This is a genomic window from Rhodococcus sp. (in: high G+C Gram-positive bacteria) (assembly GCF_049286785.1).
Classification (GTDB): Bacteria; Actinomycetota; Actinomycetes; order Mycobacteriales; family Mycobacteriaceae; genus Rhodococcus_F.
On sequence record NZ_JBAQEO010000664.1, the window covers coordinates 1 to 3,840 of the forward strand.

The 3,840-nt window shown below is 64.0% G+C and carries 4 protein-coding genes; 2 read left to right on the forward strand and 2 right to left on the reverse strand.

The window, feature by feature from the left end; all coding sequences use genetic code 11:
- Positions 1 to 899: ferritin-like domain-containing protein (locus WAW17_RS23935; protein ID WP_422335385.1), on the reverse strand; the 899-nt coding region annotated here is incomplete at its 3' end.
- Positions 900 to 1,757: 858 nt separating this feature from the next.
- Between WAW17_RS23935 and WAW17_RS23940 the strand changes: the two genes are divergently transcribed.
- The gene (locus tag WAW17_RS23940) at positions 1,758 to 2,597 is read left to right on the forward strand and encodes a GAF domain-containing protein (protein ID WP_422335386.1); all 840 of its coding nucleotides are present in this window, start codon (positions 1,758 to 1,760) and stop codon (positions 2,595 to 2,597) included.
- Between the two features lie 87 nt (positions 2,598 to 2,684).
- Complete coding sequence (locus WAW17_RS23945; protein ID WP_422335387.1) at positions 2,685 to 3,005, forward strand: MerR family transcriptional regulator; 321 nt, start codon at positions 2,685 to 2,687, stop codon at positions 3,003 to 3,005.
- Between the two features lie 14 nt (positions 3,006 to 3,019).
- Here WAW17_RS23945 and WAW17_RS23950 read toward each other — a convergent pair whose 3' ends face one another.
- Positions 3,020 to 3,391: a hypothetical protein gene (locus WAW17_RS23950; RefSeq protein ID WP_422335388.1), complete on the reverse strand. Its 372-nt coding sequence runs from the start codon at positions 3,389 to 3,391 to the stop codon at positions 3,020 to 3,022.
- Positions 3,392 to 3,840 lie beyond the last annotated feature (449 nt).

Sequence of the window (3,840 nt, forward strand, 5' to 3'; positions counted from 1 at the left end):
ATCCCGTGTCGATTCTTGTGCGCCTCTTCATCTGCCAGCACCGTCCGGATGTCGGCCGGCTCGGTCAGTTCCTTGACCGCTGCCACGGCTGCAGAGACATTGAGCTCGTCGTAGTCGGCAATGGGAAGTTCACTCGCGTCCAGTACCCCGCTAGCCGAGCGGGCGGTGTGGATGGCGTCGGCGACCCCACCCGCGCCTTCGCGGCGGGTGACGCCCTCCGCAGTCGCCAATGCGGCGTCGCGGCCGGCGGTCAGTGTCTTGGTGGCGATCTCACCCAGCGCAGCGCCCCGCCCGAGGAGCGATTCGAGCCATTCGGGTGTTCCCCGGGCGGTGTCGATCGCACGATCGAGCCCACGGGTGGTCCAGTACGCCGGTGCATTGATCCATTGCACGGCCGTGCCGGTCGCAGCCTGCAACGGGGTTCGACGCAGTGCGGCCGGACCGCCGAGTGCATCTTCCGCCAACACCGTGGTCAGCCATTCGACGGTGGCCGAGTGTGCCGTGATCAGCCGATCCGCCAGTCGAGCGACGTCGCCGTTCTCGGTCGTCCTTGCCAGCGCTTTGATGTAGCGGGCACGGTCCAGGAGCTGGTGCTCCAATGTCAGGTCGCCCAGAAGGGCCTCGTCGAAGGGTTGTGCCTGCTCCGCAACCGATTTCACCATCGCGGTGGCACGGCCCAGCAGGGGACCGACGACATCGGGCAATCCGCCCAGACTCCGAATCGTCGCTTCGATGGCTTCGGCGCGGTCCCGTCCGTTGGCGGCGTTCTCCGACAGTTCCCGGCGAACCGCCTCGGTTCGGGCCTGCCCGATCCGGGTCTCGGCGATCTGGATCTCGGTGTTGGTGAGTTCGAGTGCCACTCGCAGCTGGGCGAGTAGGGTCGCGGTCTCATTCGTCATTCGTACGCTCCCTCGGTTTGGTGGAATGTGGTGGTGCCACCGCGATGTTCGGCGACTTTCACGACGCGCCCGCGATAGCTGGGGCGAGCGTCGGAAAGTGGGCTTGTTGTCGATCGATTCGTTCCTGGCACGCTGCCAACCCAGTCGGGTCGCAGCACTCCCGCATTCACGGCCCTGTCGGGCCTGCGGTACGAAGCGGGGTCCGCATCCGGATAACCCCTACCCCCTGGTGGTGCAGGAGACCAGCGATCTCCATGCCAGGCACTTACCCAACATGGCACAGTATTACGCAGCCCGCAAACGTCGCATCGGTTATGCGGCCCGCAAACGGCGGTATCGCTGGACCCCCTCGACATCACGTTCGGGCCGCTATCGCACCGGATCGGCGTTTCCCACCGCATTACCCACGGACGCGTGGGAATCGTGCTTTCCGAAGACAATTCCGTCCCACCACGACTGCAGAGGGCTGGGGTCGGCCCAGATCACCGCCCCAGAGGCAGATGCCTGCGCCGAATCAGCGCCCGCTGCCGGGGAAGAGGTGCGAATGAGTGGCGGTTTTGCCCGCAGGTAACCGGCGTCGGCTGTGGGTGGATCCGTCGGAACGGACTGCGACGCACGCATGGAGCCGGGATCGGTTCGAAGCACAGCAACACACCTCCCATAATCAACCAAGGCGCCCGCCACCTCGACGGGCGACCAAGATCACTGTGCGGCAGCAAGATTAGCAGTCATCCAGAGTGAGTGCCAAGCACCGCCCACCATTCCAGCTTGCCTCCGATCCGCCCGACGGCATATTTTATCTCTATCATGAGTCATAGATAACTTGGCGCAGAGAATAATGCACGAAGGGAACAAGTCATGCCTGAGAAGTCCGGCTCGGTCGTGGGCATTGAATCGATCGCACCAGCGGTCGAGGCCCTCCGGCAACTCCTCGAGGACGACGCACCGACCCGGGTTACGCTGCAGCGATTGTGCGAATGGAGTGTCGAGACATTCAACGGCGCAGACATGGCGGGAGCACTGTTGCTCTCCGATGACGACCACGCCCGGACGGTGGCCTGCACAGGCGTCCGGGTCGGCCATACCGACGAGATCCAGCGGCGGACCGGAGAGGGTCCGTCACTCGAGGCCGTCACCGCGAGGCAGGTGGTCAGGGCCCACTCCGCCGACGTGCCCGCCCGGTGGCCCTCCTTCTTCGCAGCATCCGCACACACCCGCGTGCGGAGTTTCCTGTGTGCTCCGATCGCGGTGGGCAACCATCACGGGTCTCTGAATCTCTACAGCTACCACGGGACCGCGTTCAGCTCGGTCGACGCGGCATTGCTCCGGGTGTTCACCGCAATGGTGGACCCCTCGACCCGCCTCGCGCGGGACGGCCGCGAGGCACGGGCCGAGTTGGCCGGCCTCACGAAAGCGATGGAATCCCGGAGCGTGATCGAGCAGGCGACGGGAATCGTCATGGCCGCGGGCGTCATCGCCGCCGAGGAAGCCTTCCAGTTCCTGATCGCCACACTCGCAGCACAGAAACGTCGAACTCGCTCGAATCCCACAGGAACTCGTCGATATCACTGCCGGGGCGGATGGGGCGGATGGGGCGGAACCGGCCGAGGTCAGCGCACACATCCGCGGGAGCAGGACGGCGAAACAGAAGACCGACCGGCGGATCAGCGCCGACAGTCAGACCACGGAGAAAGGTAACCTGTGTTCGACAGTTTAGATTCACTGAACCACCGATGATAGGGTGTGCGTACCGAGCTGCAACCAACACGCGGAACGGAGGTCAAGGTGACACCTGAGTCTCTGCCCCGCTCGCAACGGGGGGTGTACGGCATCTCCGTCACTGCGGAATTGTCCGGGATCGGCCCTCAAACTTTGCGCCTGTACGAACGGCGCGGATTGCTCCACCCCGGCAGGACGGACGGTGGAACCCGGCGATACAGCGAGGCTGATCTCGATCGCCTCGCACGCATCACAGAACTCATCGACGCGGGCGTGAACCTCGCCGGCATTCGGCAAATCCTGGAACTCGAGGCCGAGAATGCACGTTTGCAGCAGGGCGGTGCAGCGGAATCGAACGAGGTATCGAGCGACGGTTCCGACAGCTGACTACGTACTGTGAACTACTCCGTCGTGGCCCGTCGGGACTCTCCGACCTCCGCATCAGCGGGAAGCCATCCGGCCGTTTCACGAATCTCGGAATACGCGGCGTCGTAGGCGTCGACCAACCAGTCACGGATCGCCTCGACCAGTAATTCGTCTTGTCCGCCCTCGGACGAAACCTGGAAGAAGCGAACCGACCACGGGCCGGACTCACCGTCCTCGCGCAAACCGTCGCTGTCGTTGACGGCGAGCAGGTAGTGGCGAAACTCGAAATCGACCCTGATGGCGTAGCCGGACCCCGTGTTGACGACGTTCGCCGGACGCTGGGTAGCAACAGCCATTGCCACGAGCGCGTCTGCGTAGTGATCGGAGTATTCCTGGGTGCGGGGCACTCCACCCTCATCTCTTCGTAGGCCACGGCGTCCGTTGCCGCGGCGCGAGCGAAACCAGAGCCGACAGGTTCTGGACGGTCAACGCTGACATTACGGCACTATCACATAGTTGCACCCACGAAGGTATGCGTCGAAACGTTCGAACCAGGCCGAGGCAGACTCCATCCTACTCGCGGGTAGTCGCAATTCACCGCCTCGAAATTCTGTCCCGCGGAATGAGAATTTCCTGCGTAGGAAGTCCCCGATCGGGGCAGTCGAGTCTCGACAACATCGGTTGACATTCGACAGCGCACGGAAAAGTGGTGTCCATGGCTCGCAAAATTGCCCCAGCCCCCGGCTCACCGGCTGGATTCGAACCCGAATCGGAAGAACCCGGCACACCGTCGGACATGCCGCCCGCCAAGCCTGACCAACAGGGTCCGGCGACCGTGTCACCCACCGGCAAGGAA